Here is a 16,470-nt window from a genome sequence, read left to right on the forward strand (position 1 = left end):
GGCGACGCGTGCGGTGGCTTCGGGGGTCGGAGATGCTCTGCAGGTGGTGCAGTAGGTTCATCGGGGCTGCGCTAGGAGGGTTGTTTCAGCGCTTTAGTTTCGCTTGGATTTAGATGCGATTGCCCTGGCCAGACAATGCCTGGGCTACAGGCACTTCTTTTTTGAAAACTGCCGCACAAGGCCTGGCCCGCCGCGCCAGCGTCCGCGCAGCGCACTGGCTCGGTCGAAACCCCGCATCTGGCCCTATCGCGGCGCGCGCAGGCTCTCTACGCTTCTGCCCATTCACTACCAGGAGTTTCCGTGCCAGCATCCCCCGAACCCGTGACCACCGCCACCCTGGCGGCCTTCACCGACGCCTGGAACCGCCACGACATCGACGCCCTCATGGGCTTCATGACCGAGGACTGCGTGTTCCAGACCGCCGCCGGCCCCGACGCCTGCGGCACCCGCCACAGCGGCAGCGCGGCGGTGCGCAATGCCTTCGCGTCCGCCTGGGAAGCGGTGCCGGACGCGCAATGGACCAACGGCCGGCACTTCGTGCAGGGCGACTTCGGCACCTCGCAATGGACCTTCACCGGCACCGCGGCCGACGGCGGCCGCATCGAGGTCGACGGCATCGACGTCTTCACCTTCAAGGACGGGAAGATCGCCCTCAAGAACGTGTTCCGCAAGGTGCGCCCCAACCTGCCTGCCGCCCGCTAGCCCCGAGGAAGCCTCCATGACGATGACCAGCACCGCCCCCCTCACCGCCGCGCAGCCCGCCGCCGGCAAGCCGTACGACCCGCGCTACGACCCGCTGGTGGCGCCCGACCCGGGCACCGGCCGCGCCTACGCGCCCAGCTACTGGGTCGCCAGCGCCGGCACGCCGCCCGAGGACGACGGCCCGGTGCTGCGCGACATCGACGTCGACGTGGCCATCATCGGCTCGGGCTCCACCGGCATGGCCGCCGCGCTCTACCTGGCGCAGGAGCATGGCATCCAGGCCACGGTGCTGGAAGCCAACCAGGCCTCCTGGGGCTGCTCCAGCCGCAGCGGCGGCCAGGGACAGAACGCCAGCGGGCGGCTCAAGCGCTCGCAGTGGATCGAGCGCTGGGGCCCGGACGTGGCCAAGCGACTCGACGCGGAGATCCGCCGCGGCTTCGAAAACTTCAGGCAGTTGACCACGCAGATCGACTGCGACGCCCACGACGGCGGCCACCTGTACCTGGCCCACCGGCCCGAAAAACTCGCCGGCCTGGAGGCCGAGGCGCGCCTGATGCGCGAGCAGTTCGGCTACCGCACGCGCATGCTCAGCGCCGAGGAGGTGCGGCGCGACTACTGCGACGAGCGCGAGACCGCGGGCGCCATGTTCGAACCCGAGGGCGTGGGCATCCACCCGCTGAAGTTCACCTTCGGCCTGATGCGCAAGGCGCGCGCGCTGGGCGTGAAGGTGCACACCGCCAGCCCGGTGCAGGGCTGGCACACGGTCGAGGGCGTGCACCACCTGCGCACGCCCGGCGGCACGGTGCGCGCGCGGCGCGTGGCGGTGTGCACCGGCGGCTACACCGGCCAGGCGCTGAACCCGCTGCTCAAGAACCGGGTCATGCCGATCCTGTCGAACTCGGTCGTGACCCGGCCGCTGACCGAGGCCGAACTGCGGGCCACCAACTTCAAGTCGCTCACCTTCCTCACCGACACGCGCACCCTGCGCTTCTACTACCGGCTGCTCAAGGGCAACCGGCTGCAACTGGGCAGCCGCAGTTCGGTGAGCGGCGCCGACGCCGAGGACCCGGCGCACCTGAAGCTGCTCACCGACGCCATCGCGCGCAAGTTCCCGCCGCTGGCCGGCATCCGCATCGACTACTCCTGGTGGGGCTGGGTCGACGTGAGCCACGACATGATGCCGCGCATCACCCAGCCCGATGCGGCCAAGAAGATCTGGTACGCCGTGGGCTATGGCGGCAACGGCGTGTCCTTCTCGACCTGGGCCGGCAAGCGCCTGGCCGAGCGCCTGGCCGGCAAGGACGGCGGGCATGAGGTGTTCGAGCTGCCGATCTACAGGTCGCCCCTGCCCTTCCCCAACGTGCTAGGCCTGGTCGAGTCCCCGGCCTTCGCGCCCTTCCGCCGGCTGGGCCAGCGCGTGCTCTACAAGTGGTACTGGCTGCGCGACGAGAAGTGAGCCGCGTGCCGCGCATCCGGGCTGGATGCGTGCATGGGCGCCGGCGCGAGGGCGCGGAGCGACAATCCGCGCCATGTCCCTACGCTACGACATCCTCCACACCACCGTCTACCGCTACAGCGTGCCAGTGCGCTTCGGCCTGCACCGCGTGATGTTCCGCCCGCGCGACAGCCATGACCTGCGGGTGCTGGCGACCGACCTGGAGGTCAGCCCCGCGGCGCAGGTGCGCATGATCCAGGATCCGCACTCCAACTCGATCGCGCTGGTGCAGCCGCTGGAAGAGGCCGCGGAGCTGCGCATCGTCTGCGCCTTCACCATCGAGTACGTGCCCACGCCGCTGGACGAGCTCGAACTGGAGCCGGCCGCCGAGTTCCTGCCGTTCGCCTACTCGGTGCAGGAGCGGCTGGACCTCGAACACTACCTGCGCCCGCACCACGACGACCCGGACGGCACGCTGATCCGCTGGGCGCACCAGTTCCTGGCCCACGACAGGCCCAACAGCACGCGCGAGGTGCTCACGCGCATGAATGCGCACATCGGCCAGAGCCTGCGCTACGCCGCGCGCGACGAGGAAGGCACGCAGACGCCCCTGGAGACGCTGGCCCGGGGCAGCGGCAGTTGCCGCGACTACGCGCTGCTCATGATGGAAGCCGCGCGCCGCCTGGGCGTAGCCACGCGCTTCGTCTCGGGCTACATCTACGACGACGCGCTGGACAGCACGGCGCCCGACGGCGGCGGGGCCGTGACCGGCGCCGGCACCACCCACGCCTGGCTGCAGGCCTACCTGCCGGGCGCCGGTTGGGTCGCCTTCGACCCGACCAACAACCTCATGGGCGGCGGCCAGTTGATCCGCGTCGGCGTCGCGCGCGACCCGGCGCAGGCCGCGCCGATCAGCGGAAGCTGGTTCGGCAAGCGCGAGGCCTACCTGGGCCTGGAGGCGACGGTGCGGGTGACGCGCCGGCGCGATTAAGGCAACGCTGGATAAGTCCCCGCGCTGGCGCGCGCCCTGGTGTGGGATGGGATGCAAGGCGCAAACCGCAGCCATGGCCGCCGCCATGACGAGGATTTGCAACGCCGCAGACCGCCCACGGCAGGGATGCGCGACACGCGAGGGATTTGTTCAGCGTTGCCCAGACCGCCATCCCACTCCGAGCCGGCTTATCCGGAACAGGCACCGCATCGCCCCGCAACCCGCATGGATGCTGGGAAATAAGCTTATCCGCATAAGACGCGAACCAAAAAATAGTTGGGCTTCATAAGGTGCGGCCCTAGAGTGGCGCCTTCGCGCAATGGCGGGTCCTGCTCGCCCCAGGCCCCTCTCCACACGATGTACCAATACACAGATTTCGACCGCCAGTTCGTGCACCAGCGCGCCGCCCAGTTCCGCGACCAGCTCGAACGCTGGCAGGCCGGCAAGCTGGCCGAGGACGAGTTCCGCCCGCTGCGGCTGCAGAACGGCTGGTACGTGCAGCGCTACGCGCCGATGCTGCGCGTGGCCGTGCCCTATGGCGAATTGTCCAGCCGCCAGTTGCGCGTGCTGGCCAGGATCGCACGCGAGTACGACGAGCCCGAGGCCGACGTTTACCGCAAGGCGATGGAAACCCAGGGCGCGCTCGGCACGCAGACGCTGCCGACGCACTGCGCGCACTTCACCACGCGCCAGAACGTGCAGTTCAACTGGATTCCGCTGTCAAGAAGCGCCGACGTGATGGACCTGCTGGCCTCGGTCGACATGCACGGCATCCAGACCAGCGGCAACTGCATCCGCAACATCACCAGCGACGAGCGCGCCGGCATCGCCGCCGACGAGATCGCCGACCCGCGCCCCTTCGCCGAGATCATGCGGCAGTGGAGCACGCTGCACCCTGAGTTCGCCTTCCTGCCGCGCAAGTTCAAGATCGCCATCACCGGTGCCCGCGAAGACCGCGCCGCCACCGGCTGGCATGACGTGGGCCTGCATCTGCTCAGGAACGAGGCCGGCGAACTGGGCTTTCGGGTGCAGGTGGGCGGCGGCATGGGCCGCACGCCGATCATCGGCACCGTGCTGCGCGAGTTCCTGCCCTGGAACCAGATCATGAATTACCTCGAAGCCGTGGTGCGGGTCTACAACCGCTACGGCCGCCGCGACAACATCTACAAGGCGCGCATCAAGATCCTGGTGAAGGCCGAGGGCCAGCGCTACATCGACGACGTCGAGGCCGAGTACCGCCAGATCACCGAGCATGACGGCGCGCCGCACACCATCACCCAGGCCGAGTACGAGCGCGTGGCCGCCTCCTTCGTGCCGCCCGCGCTCCAGCCCGGCCGCGGCGCCAACGCCGAGCAGATCGACGCCGCCCTGCGCCGCGCCGCGGACGCCGAGCCGATGTTCGCGCGCTGGCTGCAGCGCAACGTGGCGCCGCACCGGAACCCGGCGCTGCGCGCGGTCACGCTGTCCTTCAAGCGCCGGCTGCAGGCGCCGGGCGATGCCACGGCCGACCAGCTCGACATCGCCGCCGGCCTGGCCGAGCGCTTCAGCGCCGGCGAAGCCCGCGTCACGCACGACCAGAACCTGCTGCTGCCCTGGGTGCGTGCCGAAGACCTGCATGCGCTCTGGAAGGAAGCCAGCGCCGCCGGCTTGGCCAGCGCCAACGTGCACCTGCTGACCGACATGATCGCCTGCCCCGGCGGCGACTTCTGCGCGCTGGCCAATGCGCGCTCGATACCGATCGCCGAAGCCATCACCGAGCGCTACCAGGACCTGGACGAGCTCGACGACCTGGGCGAGATCGACCTGCACATCAGCGGCTGCATCAACAGCTGCGGCCACCACCACAGCGGCCACATCGGCATCCTGGGCGTCGACAAGGACGGCAAGGAGTGGTACCAGATCACGCTGGGCGGCTCCGACGGCTCCGGCCTGTCGGGCGCGCCGCAGGCCGGCAAGGTGGTCGGCCCCTCGTTCTCCGCGGCCGAAGTGCCCGAGGTGATCGAGGCCGTGCTCAACACTTACCGCGACACCCGCCAGACGGTGGACGGCCGCCACGAGACCTTCATCGACACGTTGCGCCGCATCGGCGCCGAGCCCTTCAAGGCCGCCGCCAACGGCGCGCGCTTCAAGGTGGAGGAAGCGGCCTGAGCCGCCCGGAGAGATGTTCATGAAGATCATTGCCGCCCACGAGCACAGCGCCGCCGCCGACGATGCCTCGCTGCTGCGACTGCCCAACGACGCCGATCCGCTGGAGGTGCCGCTCGACGGCATCCGGCGCATCGACCTGGTGTTCCCCAAGTTCACCGACGGCCGCGCCTACAGCCAGGCCTTCCTGCTGCGCCGCCGCCGCGGCTTTGCGGGCGAGATCCGCGCCACCGGCGACGTGCTGATCGACCAGTTGGTGCAGATGGCCCGCACCGGCTTCAGCGTGGCGGTGCTGCGCGAGGGCGTGGACGCGGCCGACGCGCAGCGCCAGTTCGACCGCTTCGGCGCCTTCTACCAGGGCGACGCGGTGCACGTGCAGCCGCATTTCAAGGAGGCCGAGACGGCATGAGCATCGATCTCGCGCAGGTCAACGCCGGCCTCGGCCGCAACGCGCAGGGCCTGGTGGACTGGGCCATCGCGCTGGGCCGGCCCGCCATCGTCACCACCAACTTCCGCCCGTTCGAGGCCGTGATCCTGCACATGGTCACGCGCGCCAAGGCCGACGTGCCGGTGGTCTGGATGGACAACGGCTACAACACCGAGGCCACCTACCGCTTCGCCGACGAGGTGACGAAGCGGCTGCGGCTGGACCTGCGCATCTACCTGCCGCGCCGCTCGCGCGCGCACCGCGAGGCGGTAGACGGCCCGACGCCCGCGCTGGACGACCCGCGCCACGCGGCCTTCACCGAAGAGGTCAAGCTCGAGCCCTTCGCCCGCGCCCTGCGCGAGACCGCGCCCAAGGTCTGGTTCACCGCCCTGCGCGCCACCGACACCGCGGTGCGCGCCCAGATGGAGCCGGTCAGCATCAACCCCGACGGCCTGATCAAGGTCGCCCCGCTGCTGCATTGGTCGTCAAAAGACCTCTATCACTACTGCGAGGTGCACGGCCTGCCCAACAACTTCGACTACGTGGACCCGACCAAGGGCGAAGACCAGCGCGAATGCGGCTTGCACCTTGCGCACTGAAGACCTCACCTCCTTGCCCTTTTCCACCGCCAAGATGAACGCCCGCAACGACTCCGAACTGCAACTGGCCGCGACGACGCAGGCGTCGGCCCGCCTGTCCAACACCCACCTCGACGCGCTGGAAGAAGAAGCCATCTTCGTGCTGCGCGAAGTGGCCGCAGCCTTCGAGCGCCCGACCCTGCTGTTCTCCGGCGGCAAGGACTCGCTGGTGCTGCTCAAGTGCGCCGAGAAGGCCTTCGGCCGGGGCCGCATCCCCTACCCGCTGCTGATGATCGACACCGGCCACAACTTCCCCGAAGTGACCGATTTCCGCGACTTCCGCGCCGGGGAACTGGGCGCCGAGCTGATCGTGCGCAGCGTGGAAGACTCGATGCGGCGCGGCACCGTGCGCCTGGCGCATCCGGGCGAATCGCGCAACGTGCACCAGTCGGTCACGCTGCTCGAAGCCATCGAGGAGTTCCGCTTCGACGCGCTGATCGGCGGCGCCCGCCGCGACGAGGAAAAGGCGCGCGCCAAGGAGCGCATCTTCAGCCACCGCGACAGCTTCGGCCAATGGCAGCCCAAGGCCCAGCGGCCCGAACTGTGGACGCTGTTCAACACCCGGCTCGCGCCCGGCGAGCACTTCCGCGTGTTCCCGATCAGCAACTGGACCGAACTGGACGTGTGGCAGTACATCGACCGCGAGCAGATCGCCCTGCCCTCGCTCTACTACACCCACCCGCGCCAGGTCGTCGAGCGCAAGGGCCTGCTGGTGCCGGTGACCGCACTCACGCCCCCGCGCGAAGGTGAAACGGTGCAGACGCGCGACGTGCGCTTTCGCACCGTGGGCGACATCACCTGCACCTGCCCGGTCGAGAGCACCGCCGCCAACGCCGCCGACGTCGTGGTGGAAACGCTGGCCGCCGACGTCAGCGAGCGCGGCGCCACGCGCATGGACGACAAGACCTCCGAGGCTTCCATGGAGAAGCGCAAGAAGGACGGGTATTTCTGACTCGCCCCCAGGCTGCGCACTTCGTGTCTTCGCCCGCCCCCTTCCGGGGGCGGCACCGGCGGACCGGCGGAGCCGGATCCGCGGTGCCCCTGGGATGGGGCCGCGCACTTTTTCTTGGATTACTACGATATGAGAAACGCTACAAATACCATAGCTAATAGCCCAGGTACTTCCTGGGCTACGGGCCAAAATGATGCCGAACATGCGGCGGCGCTGCGTTTCATCACCTGCGGCAGCGTGGACGATGGCAAGAGCACGCTGATCGGCCGGTTGCTGGTGGACAGCAAGACCGTGCTGCAGGACCAGTTGGCCGGCGTGCACCGCAACGGCGAGGTGGACCTGGCGCTGCTGACCGATGGCCTGTCGGCCGAGCGCGAGCAGGGCATCACCATCGACGTGGCCTACCGCTACTTCGCCACGGCGCGGCGCAAGTTCATCATCGGCGACGCGCCCGGCCATGAGCAGTACACCCGCAACATGGTCACCGCCGCCTCCAGCGCCGACGCCGCCGTGGTGCTGGTCGACGCCACCAAGCTGCACTGGGCCGCCACCGAGGAAACCGGCGGCCTGCTGCCGCAGACCCGCCGCCACACGCTGCTGGCGCACCTGCTGCGCGTGCCCTCCATCGTGTTCGCCGTCAACAAGCTCGATGCGGTGGCCGACGCCGCCACGGCCTTCCGCCGCATCCGCGCCGCGCTGCAAGCCTTCACGCAGGCGGCCGGCATCGACTCCGTGGCCACCGTGCCGGTGTCCGCGCTCAAGGGCTGGAACGTGGTCGATGCCCAGCACGAGGGCTGGGCCGGCCACCAGGGCCCTTCGCTGCTGCAACTGCTCGAAGGCCTGCCCAACACCCCGGCCGATGGGGACCAGCCCTTCGCCTTCCCGGTGCAGTGGGTGGAGAAGTTCCCGGCCTCGGCCGACACCTCGCAGGGCCGCCGCACCTTCTGGGGCCGCGTCGCCGCCGGCCGCGTGGCGCCAGGCCAGCAGATCACCGTGCTGCCCGGCGGCCAGAGCGCCAAGGTGGCCCAGGTACTGGACCATGCGCGCCAGCCCGAGGACGTGGCCGCCGGCCACAGCGCCGGCATCGTGCTCGACCGCGAGGTGGACGTATCGCGCGGCGACTGGCTGCTGGCGCCCGGCGCGTTCGAGCCCGCGCGCGAGATCCGCGCCACCGTGGCCTGGCTCGACGACGAGCCGCTGGTGCCCGGCCGCCTCTACTGGGCGCTGCACGGCCACCGCTGGGTCAAGGCCAAGGTCAAGCGCATCATCGACCGCCTGGACATCCAGACCCTGGCCTGCGAGGACGCCGCCGAACTGCCCGCCAACGCCCTGGGCCACATCGAACTGACGCTGCAGGAGCCGATCGCCGCCCGGCCCTTCGCCCAGGCCCGCGCGCTCGGCTCGCTGATCCTGGTCGACACCGCCAGCCACAAGACCGCGGCCGCGGTCCTGGTTCAGTAAATACTACATTCCCGCACGGTCTAAAATGCAGGGTTTTCACCGTACCACCTCGACACAGCCATGACCCACGTTGTCACCGAAAACTGCATCAAGTGCAAATACACCGATTGCGTGGACGTGTGCCCGGTGGACTGCTTCCGCGAAGGCCCCAACTTCCTCGTCATCGACCCGGACGAATGCATCGACTGCGCCGTCTGCATCCCCGAATGCCCGGTCAATGCGATCTACGCCGAGGAAGACGTGCCCGCCGACCAGCTCGAATTCATCAAGCTCAACGCCGAACTGGCGCTGGCGGCCGGCTGGAAAAGCATCACCAAGCGCAAGGCCCCGATGCCCGACGCCGACGAGTGGAAGGACAAGCCGGGTAAGCTCTCCGAGCTGATCCGCTGATCCGCTGACCCCGTACCACGGGAGGCCATGAGCCTCCCGTTTTTCTTGGTGCCCATGACCGCCTCCGAAAGCCCCATCACCACCGACGCCCTGGTCATCGGCGCCGGCCCCGCCGGCCTGTTCCAGACCTTCGAGCTGGGCCTGCTCGACATCCGCGCCCACGTGGTCGACGCCCTGCCCTACATCGGCGGCCAGTGCATCGAGCTGTACCCCGACAAACCGATCTATGACATCCCCTCGGTCGCCGTCTGCACCGGCCGCGAACTGGTCGCCAACCTGCAGCGCCAGGCCGCCCCCTTCGCTCCCACCTTCCACCTGGAGCAGGAGGTAACCGCGCTGGCCGCCCGGGACGACGGCGCCTTCGACCTCCAGACCTCCACCGGCACGCGCTTCATCGCCAAGACCATCCTGCTCGCCGCGGGCGTCGGCGCCTTCACGCCTCGCAAGCTCAAGATCGAGGGCCTCGACGCCTTCGCCGGCACCCAGCTGTTCCACCACGTCCGCGATGCCAAAGCCTTCACCGGCCAGCGCGTCGTCGTGGCCGGCGGCGACGACCCGGCAGTAGAAAAAGCCCTGGCCCTGGCCGACGCCGGCGCCACCGTCACCCTGGTGCACCGCCGCGCCCAACTGCAGGCCACGCCCGAACTGGCCGCACGGTTCCAGGCCCGCTGCGACGCCGGCGCCCTGCACTTCCAGGCCGGCCAGCCCAACGGCATCCAGACCAAAGACGGCCGCCTCGCCGCGCTGGAGCTACTCGACCCCGAAGGCCAGCCCCAAACCCTGCCGCTCGACGCCCTCTGCGTGCTGCTGGGCCTGAGCCCCCGCCTGGGCCCCATCGCCGACTGGGGCCTGGCGCTGGAACGCAAACAAGTGCCCGTGGATACCGAAAGCTTCGCCACCCAAGTGCCAGGCATCTTCGCGGTGGGCGATATCAACACCTATCCAGGCAAGAAGAAGCTGATCCTGTCGGCTTTTCATGAATGCACGCTGGCGGCGTTTGGGGTGGCTAGGCGGGTTTTTCCGGAGCGGCCTGTGCTGTTGCAGTACACGACTACTAGTACGCATTTGCATGAGGTGTTGGGGGTGGTGGTTACGCCGTCTGAGTGACGGTGTAGGGCGTTTAGTTACTGCGGAGCAGTAACCTCCCCACTCGGCGCGCATCATCACGCTGAGTGACTACTTCAGGCTGGTTGCGGTCGTTCGATTTGGATGGTCCAAAGGACGGCAATCGCCCTTAGCGGACATTGAACTGACCTGCCCCCATGGAAGAGGCCATTGCGATCAAGCCGCATCTAGATGAAGAGACCGTCAGACATCGAACTACTAGTCGGCGCCGCATATTGTTAAGTCGCGTTCTTGCTTCGCAGAAGGCGAACGGCATAGCGCTGAACGCCCCAAGATACTGCAAAGGTTTCATCGAGTTCATACCAACGCCCGGCTGGCTTACCGCCTCCATGGTTCTCACCCATGCAAGAACACTCACAGTCCAGCCCTAGCGCATCCCAGCAAGCTGGAGCGCAGACCTGCCGCTCTCGGTGAAGCTGCACAACGTAGCAGCTGCGATAGCGTCGAAGGCACAACTTGACGGTGCGCTCAAACCAAGCACGAGGAACCTCCCAAGCTTTGTGTTCTGCGTCCCATACGGGCTTCCTAGTTTGATCGTCACGTATCCACTCTTTGTTGTTCGTGGCAAGGGGAATCTTCACCAGAAGTGGCGCTGGCCGCTCCCGTCGGAAAACGACCGGCACCTTACCCTGCCGCCACAAGTCGCGAAGGTTCATCGAATCGGGCATTGGCTAAGTCTGGCGCAGGCCGATTTCAGCATCGCACCCTATGGCTGCCAGGTACGCTGACCGTACTGCAGCCTGTTGCAAGGGCGTGCATTGATGGCGTCACGAGAGCCATATGAAGTTGGCAAATCTTGCAAGTTAAACGCCTAACAAGTCCTGCTGCACTCCTGCAGGCGCAGTCGGAATTTTGGAAATCGGGATCTTACGCACCGTGGCGATATCAGCGACGACCTGCGTGATGTGGTGCGCCGTGTTCACTTGGCGCCAAGTCGTCGCGTTGCCGGCCTTCGGAGAGTTGTTGCGAGCTACGTCATAGATATACGCATCCGCATTGGAAAACCCCGCCCCGGCGAATCCCTCGCTGGTAACGATCCGCTCGAAGACATCTTTCATGACCTCGTAGTCAGAGCCCTCGGCCTCTCCCCGGACCACTAGCCAGGCTGCTGCGGTGGTGTACCGGCTGTGGCGAATCGGTTGCGCACGCCCTGCCTTGAAGTCGATTTTGGCGCTGTCCGCCGCAAAATCCCCAAACACCATCTGCTGCGCCGTCGACGGATCGAACCGGACAGCCTGCGTCCAGGCGTGCCACTCATTGCGAGCGCAGGTAAATGTCTGGCCAGGCTTAGCCGGATTCTTCTCCGGGTAGTTCGTTCCTAGGAAAACGATCATCTGCCACTGGCCGAAACCTTGCAGTTGCTCCAGCGCACCGCGAATAATCGGCGCGACGACCGACGGCTCTGAAAGATCCGAATCGGTGAAATCAGCTATCACCGCGCACTCAGATGGCTTCAGACCCAAGCCTTGCAGTACATCCTGAACGCGGGTGCCTACGTTCTGGTCGGCCATGTCACCCAATTGGATCGTTAGGCAGAACTTCAATCCATCGCGGCCGGAGATCGCAGCCTTGAAGGCGGCTACACCCATCGTCTCCAACGTGACGAGGCCGGCGCAGGGAATAGCGTGCACGCCCAGGTTACGCGCACGGTTGAACAGTTCGGGAAGCCAGTTAACCGCCGTGTCAACGCCGTATTCCTTGAAAAGCACCCGGGGATCTACAAAGACTTGGCGATGTACCCAATACTTGGACAGCACGCCGCCCACATCGGGAATGGATTTGTCAGCAGCAAAGAGCGATTCCTGACTTAAGCTACCGCGCTCCTTGGCGGGCGGCACGATCAGCAGCGGGATAATGCAATCGGCAACATCCTCACGCAACCAGAACAGCCCTTCAAGCTCCCCCTTCTTCATTCGAAGCGCCGGGACATAGATCACTTTCTTTCGATTAAGCATCTGATACCTCAGGTAGGAGAAGTTTCTTGACGGAGCCTCGCCCGATCTTGTCGGAGAAGATGGCGTAGTTCTTCCGCTCGAAGCGTATGCGCCCATAAACAATAGCCGGCGCAATGCCGAGTTGCTTGGCTAGATTTTCTATCGGCGCGGGGACTTTTGCGATGCGTGCCGGAGAGCGGGACCACAACTCTTCAGGAACCAGCAGATCGGAGGCAAACTTGTTCGCCTCCTGCTCGAATTCATCCACCTCAACGTGCTCAACGTCATCGAAGAACCCGGATGCGAGACCTGTTCTGTAGTGCAAGATCACGTGGGCCACTTCGTGCATCAGCGTGAACCAGAAGTTGTCCAAGGCGTCCCGCCTGAGCGTGAGCCCAATCACAGGGATGTTTTCCACGAGGAAGGCGGCCCCATCGACCTCCATGCCCGGGATGTTTCTCTCGATAACAAGCACGATGCCGTGCTCTCTCAAGAGCGCCTGCGCTTGTAAGGGGCCATCGGCCTTGGCACTGAGTTTGGCCAGCTCTTTGAGCCACGACACATCCAGCGGCCGATAAGACAGGCGCTCATTCTCGATGATGCTTTCTGCACGACGAGTGACCTGCGCCTTCCACGACAGCAAGACCCAATCTTCGGAATGGTTCTTAACGTTAATACCGGTTCGCAGAAGTGATGGAGTGCCGTACCGCCCGACGTGTTCTGTAACATATCGGATGAGGCGCTTCTTCGCGTCTTCTTCGTCCGAATCATGCCCATCGAGCCAGCCGTGGGCGCGAGCATGCTTCAAGACTTTTTGAACCTCAGAAGGGTTTAGGTCTGGGGGCGGAAGCCATTTCGATACCTGCGAAGAATGGAACTGGGCTGACAGTTCAACAGAAAGCGCTCTTGCCACCTTCATGTAATTCGCAAGGTTGATGCTCCTGTATCGGTCCGCTTCCCAACGCTGGATGGCTTGCTCCTGCAAGCCCAACTTTCTGGCCAGGTCCTTCTGCTTCCAGTTCTGAGCTAGCCTGGCCACAATCAGAAGGTCACCCAAGTCGGTGCCCGCCAATTCCTTCATAGAGTCGGCGTTGCCAGCCTGAGCTTGCCGATAGGCGTCTAGCTTCTTCGACAGCTCTCGCTTCTCGGTTGTCAGTGAACGGCGAATGCCTTCAATAGCAAGGTCGGGCAATCCATCAATAATCGACTTGAGGGTCTGCTCAGAAGACAGAGCGTGCGAAATCCGCTCGATTTCGGCTTCGAGATCGCGCGCTTGGCGATCTGTAGAGATAACAGTATTGGGAGGCACGCGGCAAAGTATACACAACAAATATGTTGTGTAGATCCAATCAATGCCCTTGCTGGCAAAAACCCCGCAGCCGAGGTTCACGCCGCGCCTCGGTGTCCTGGCCGACACAGTCGTCCTCGGGCGTCCAGTGGATATCAGGGATCGGCGCCGGCTCGGTCCTACGGCGCAGCCGAACAATTCCGGCGGGCAGGCGCCAGCGTGATGGATGCGGCGACTACGCTGGAGAAGCCGGCGGCCCACGCGCGGCGTGGCAACACTCAGGAGCGTTTGTAGCCCTTCAGCAGGGCCTCCGGGACGAACGTCAGGTTGCCCCTTGCGCGGGAACAAGCGACGTAAAGCTTGTTGCGCGTCTCCGGGTTGATGTCCCGGAAGCTGCCCAAGTTCCAGGCTTTCACGTTGCCGGGATTGAGCACCACGCACACATCCTCGTAACGGTCGATGCCCTTGGACGCGCCCCAGTTTTGGGAGAAGCAGCCGTACTTCTGGTGCTCCTTGTAGAACAGTTTCACCATCCCGGGATTCCGGTAGAGGTCCGCCACCGCTGCCGGGTCGTCCTCGAAGCGCACGACGCTGACCCGCTCGTCATGAGCCTGAATGTCGATGCCTATCTTCGCCGTGATGAAGTCGCAGACGCTCTTGCTGCAGCGACGGCTGCGCTTGAGGCTGTCGGTATCGACCTTCAATCGAGCCTGCTCGAACTTCTTCTTGTAGGCATCGTAGTTCTCATGCAGGTTGGCATTGACGTTGCCGTCACGGCTCGTATCGAAGGTGTGCTGGTGGAAGTCGCCGACGAAGCTCATGGTCACCTGGGCCGCGCTGATTGCCAGCAGGAAGTTGAAGTCATGCCCGCCGAAATCCTGTACTTCGTCGACGAAGAAGACGTCGAAGTACTTCTCGATGCGGGCCACCACCGCACCGACCAGACCGGACTGCGTGATGAACTTGGCGAGGCGGTTCGCATAGAGCCAGCGGCCGGATGACATGTAGCGCCGGTCATCGGTTAAGGGGTAAACAGGAAACCGCTCGGGCGTGTTGAAGGTGATGCCGCGCGTATCCTTCTTGGAGCGCAGGAACGGCCGGTAGCAAAAGCTGTGCAAGAACCTGAAGTAGGTGTAGATCGCGATGTTGGGCGGCAGGTAGCCAAAGCGCTCGATGACCTTGGCACGCAGGTTGTCGTGGTTGGCCTCGGTATACGTGACCAGCAGGAAGCGCCGCTCCTCGTCCAGCGCAGTGACCAAGCGGGTGGTCTTGCCCGATCCGGCGACCGCAAAGACTACGCTCTTATCCATGCCACCGCCTGCTGGATGTAGCTGGGGGCTACCAGCGTGGCGCCTTTCTTCTCCAGTAGCTGGAACGCGGCGTCGGTCTTGTTCTTCAGCATGTAGTCCTCGACGCTCAGGCTCTTGCGACCCGCCGCGAACAGATCCTCACAGGCGACCTGATTGTCCTGGTACATGCAGACCTCGAAGGTATGGCGGGTGTTGTCGGGATCCGCAAAGACCTGGATGGATGCCGACACGTGGCCCGCGTAGTTCGCGACGCAGTTGGCTGAATGGTCCTTGTCGTTGTCGCGGATCGCCGCCACCTTGATGCCCAGCAGCTTGGCAAGTTCGAGGTAGCGCTTGAAGCTGGTGCCATCGACCGAGATCACATGGATGCCGTCGGCATCCAGGCTGCACCCGGGTGCGCTGATCTTGTATAGCGCCTCCATCAGGATGAACTCCGCGTCGCCCTCGACCAGGATCGCCTTTTTGCACAAAGCGAGCTCCAGGACGTTGTTGTCGGGGGCCTTCATGAAGAACTCGGCGGTTCCCGGGCTGAGATCCTTCAGGCTCGCCGGCCGCGACGGGTTTTCCTCACTCAGGATCAGGACCTTCCGAAGATTCAGCCGCGTGGCGATGAAGCTGCTGTGAGTGGCGACAAAGAGCTGCTTCTTGACGGAGGCCCGGATGCGCTCGATCAACTTGCGCATATGCACCTGGCTGAGATGGTTCTCCGGCTCCTCCAGCAGCAGCACGTGAAGCGCATGCTCCCGGTTGCGCAGCGCGAACTCGGTCTTGATGAAGCACTGGCGGCCCTTGCCCTTGCTATCCACCGGGATGTCGTCCTCGGTGATGATGATGTCGGTCTCGACGCTGGCCTTCGGGCTGGTCCTGACGTCGAACTTGTAGGCATCCAGACCGTCGTTCATCGTCTTGAAGACGTCATCCTTGAACTTCGCCTTGGCCTTACGGTACTCGAAGCCGTGCAGGTTGCGCTGGGCAACGTTCGCATGCGCGGCATACATCGAGCGCGTGTATTCGCGCGTAGCGTGCTCGTTGTTGATCAGCGAGCTGTCGATCAACAGGTGCCGCAGTGGCTTCTTGTACGGAAAGACAGCCTCGTCTGTGAACGTCAGGAAATGCACGCCGTAGTATTCGAAGGGGAAGTTCTCATGCTTCTCCGCGAGAATGGCCTGGATCTCCTTCGTGTATTCGTCGACCGGCTTGCACACCATCTTGATGCCAAGGTGGTCTGCGCCCTTGCTGTTGTTGCGCCCATCCAGGTCGTGGCGGCCCTGCAGGTCATCAAAATAGATCTCGATTAGCAGCTCGGGCAGGTCGGCGATCTTCCTGGCGCCAGCGAGGAACTCGGCGATGCAGTCGGCGTTGAACAGTGCTTCGAGCCCAATGCCCTTGACCTTGCTGCGACTGGCGCTCAACACAATGTCAATGGCCTGCAGCACCGAACTCTTGCCGGCTTCGTTGCCGCCGACCAGGATGTTCAGTTCCGGATCGAATTCCAGTTCCAGCGCCTTGAAGCGCTTGAAATTCTTGAGCACCAACCGCCGTATTGTCCCCACGCCCTTTTTCTCCCATTCAGCACCGAATTAAATCGGCAATGCTTGCAATGCCGCCCTGCTTAGCGCGCGATCGGATCTACACAGCCCAGGATGGTATCCGCGGTGAATCCCAACGATGT

14 protein-coding genes are annotated in these 16,470 nt (G+C 65.0%); 10 read left to right on the top strand and 4 right to left on the bottom strand.

Annotated features, from left to right (window positions below):
- The first annotated feature begins 300 nt into the window (after positions 1–300).
- From JHD63_RS09695 to JHD63_RS09740, 10 genes are all read left to right on the top strand, one after another.
- A complete protein-coding gene (locus JHD63_RS09695; RefSeq protein WP_198970543.1) occupies positions 301–702 on the top strand; it encodes a nuclear transport factor 2 family protein in 402 nt (133 codons plus the stop codon).
- A gap of 16 nt (positions 703–718) precedes the next feature.
- Positions 719–2,158, top strand: coding sequence for an NAD(P)/FAD-dependent oxidoreductase (locus JHD63_RS09700; protein ID WP_198970544.1), 1,440 nt, complete (start codon positions 719–721; stop codon positions 2,156–2,158).
- Positions 2,159–2,231: 73 nt separating this feature from the next.
- Positions 2,232–3,128: a transglutaminase family protein gene (locus JHD63_RS09705; RefSeq protein WP_198970545.1), complete on the top strand. Its 897-nt coding sequence runs from the start codon at positions 2,232–2,234 to the stop codon at positions 3,126–3,128.
- A 357-nt stretch (positions 3,129–3,485) separates the two neighbouring features.
- Positions 3,486–5,276, top strand: a complete 1,791-nt coding sequence (locus tag JHD63_RS09710; protein WP_198970546.1) for a nitrite/sulfite reductase — start codon at positions 3,486–3,488, stop codon at positions 5,274–5,276.
- 19 nt (positions 5,277–5,295) lie between these two features.
- Positions 5,296–5,682, top strand: coding sequence for a DUF934 domain-containing protein (locus JHD63_RS09715; protein ID WP_198970547.1), 387 nt, complete (start codon positions 5,296–5,298; stop codon positions 5,680–5,682).
- Entirely contained in the window at positions 5,679–6,299 is a 621-nt protein-coding gene (locus JHD63_RS09720) for a phosphoadenosine phosphosulfate reductase domain-containing protein (RefSeq protein ID WP_198970548.1), read from the top strand. Before JHD63_RS09715 ends, JHD63_RS09720 begins: the two co-directional genes overlap by 4 nt.
- A gap of 34 nt (positions 6,300–6,333) precedes the next feature.
- A complete protein-coding gene (cysD, locus tag JHD63_RS09725; RefSeq protein ID WP_198970578.1) occupies positions 6,334–7,290 on the top strand; it encodes a sulfate adenylyltransferase subunit CysD in 957 nt (318 codons plus the stop codon).
- Positions 7,291–7,419: 129 nt separating this feature from the next.
- Entirely contained in the window at positions 7,420–8,751 is a 1,332-nt protein-coding gene (locus JHD63_RS09730; protein WP_198970549.1) for a sulfate adenylyltransferase subunit 1, read from the top strand.
- Between the two features lie 60 nt (positions 8,752–8,811).
- Positions 8,812–9,141, top strand: a complete 330-nt coding sequence (fdxA, locus tag JHD63_RS09735) for a ferredoxin FdxA (protein WP_198970550.1) — start codon at positions 8,812–8,814, stop codon at positions 9,139–9,141.
- Positions 9,142–9,195: 54 nt separating this feature from the next.
- Positions 9,196–10,248, top strand: a complete 1,053-nt coding sequence (locus JHD63_RS09740; protein ID WP_198970551.1) for an NAD(P)/FAD-dependent oxidoreductase — start codon at positions 9,196–9,198, stop codon at positions 10,246–10,248.
- 821 nt (positions 10,249–11,069) lie between these two features.
- Here JHD63_RS09740 and JHD63_RS09745 read toward each other — a convergent pair.
- The 4 genes from JHD63_RS09745 to JHD63_RS09760 form a co-directional block, all read right to left on the bottom strand.
- Complete coding sequence (locus tag JHD63_RS09745; protein ID WP_370590457.1) at positions 11,070–12,317, bottom strand: beta family protein; 1,248 nt, start codon at positions 12,315–12,317, stop codon at positions 11,070–11,072.
- The gene (locus tag JHD63_RS09750; RefSeq protein ID WP_198970553.1) at positions 12,214–13,590 is read right to left on the bottom strand and encodes an ImmA/IrrE family metallo-endopeptidase; all 1,377 of its coding nucleotides are present in this window, start codon (positions 13,588–13,590) and stop codon (positions 12,214–12,216) included. The genes JHD63_RS09745 and JHD63_RS09750 overlap by 104 nt, the downstream gene beginning before the upstream one ends.
- Positions 13,591–13,766: 176 nt before the next feature.
- Entirely contained in the window at positions 13,767–14,798 is a 1,032-nt protein-coding gene (locus tag JHD63_RS09755; protein ID WP_198970554.1) for an AAA family ATPase, read from the bottom strand.
- Positions 14,783–16,330: an ATP-dependent nuclease gene (locus JHD63_RS09760; RefSeq protein WP_370590458.1), complete on the bottom strand. Its 1,548-nt coding sequence runs from the start codon at positions 16,328–16,330 to the stop codon at positions 14,783–14,785. The genes JHD63_RS09755 and JHD63_RS09760 overlap by 16 nt, the downstream gene beginning before the upstream one ends.
- Between the last annotated feature and the right edge of the window lie 140 nt (positions 16,331–16,470).

This window comes from Xylophilus sp. ASV27 (assembly GCF_016428875.1).
In the GTDB taxonomy this organism is placed as follows: domain Bacteria; phylum Pseudomonadota; class Gammaproteobacteria; order Burkholderiales; family Burkholderiaceae_C; genus Xylophilus.

Bases quoted from the DNA above. Each gene is read 5' to 3' on its own strand.
- JHD63_RS09700 (WP_198970544.1), top strand. From the start codon at position 719: ATGACGATGACCAGCACCGCCCCCCTCACCGCCGCGCAGCCCGCCGCC.
- JHD63_RS09705 (WP_198970545.1), top strand. From the start codon at position 2,232: ATGTCCCTACGCTACGACATCCTCCACACCACCGTCTACCGCTACAGC.
- JHD63_RS09710 (WP_198970546.1), top strand. From the start codon at position 3,486: ATGTACCAATACACAGATTTCGACCGCCAGTTCGTGCACCAGCGCGCC.
- JHD63_RS09715 (WP_198970547.1), top strand. From the start codon at position 5,296: ATGAAGATCATTGCCGCCCACGAGCACAGCGCCGCCGCCGACGATGCC.
- JHD63_RS09720 (WP_198970548.1), top strand. From the start codon at position 5,679: ATGAGCATCGATCTCGCGCAGGTCAACGCCGGCCTCGGCCGCAACGCG.
- cysD (WP_198970578.1), top strand. From the start codon at position 6,334: ATGAACGCCCGCAACGACTCCGAACTGCAACTGGCCGCGACGACGCAG.
- JHD63_RS09730 (WP_198970549.1), top strand. From the start codon at position 7,420: ATGAGAAACGCTACAAATACCATAGCTAATAGCCCAGGTACTTCCTGG.
- fdxA (WP_198970550.1), top strand. From the start codon at position 8,812: ATGACCCACGTTGTCACCGAAAACTGCATCAAGTGCAAATACACCGAT.
- JHD63_RS09740 (WP_198970551.1), top strand. From the start codon at position 9,196: ATGACCGCCTCCGAAAGCCCCATCACCACCGACGCCCTGGTCATCGGC.
- JHD63_RS09745 (WP_370590457.1), bottom strand. From the start codon at position 12,317: ATGGGCGCATACGCTTCGAGCGGAAGAACTACGCCATCTTCTCCGACA.
- JHD63_RS09755 (WP_198970554.1), bottom strand. From the start codon at position 14,798: ATGGATAAGAGCGTAGTCTTTGCGGTCGCCGGATCGGGCAAGACCACC.